1 protein-coding gene is annotated in these 209 nt (G+C 50.2%); it reads right to left on the bottom strand.

The window, feature by feature from the left end:
• Nucleotides 1-209: Kelch repeat-containing protein (locus tag H9565_RS20130; protein WP_215442163.1), on the bottom strand; the 209-nt coding region annotated here is incomplete at both ends.

Genomic DNA, 209 nt, shown 5'->3' with positions numbered 1-209 from the left:
GCCTCGGTCCAGGTAAGCCCATCGTTACTGTACCAAACGTCGTTTTTATAGGTTCCATCATATCCCCCAATGACCCATAATTTGTTGTCAAAAACAGCGGTGGTGTGCCCAGATCTTCCCGAAAAGGGGGGCGCACTGGTAGCCTCGGTCCAGGTAAGCCCATCGTTACTGTACCAAACGTCGTTTTTATAGGTTCCATCATATCCCCC

It is taken from the genome of Zobellia russellii (genome assembly GCF_018728565.1).
Lineage (GTDB): Bacteria > Bacteroidota > Bacteroidia > Flavobacteriales > Flavobacteriaceae > Zobellia > Zobellia russellii.
The sequence above is the reverse complement of the archived record's forward strand: the minus strand, read 5'-3'. Positions and strand labels throughout refer to the sequence as shown.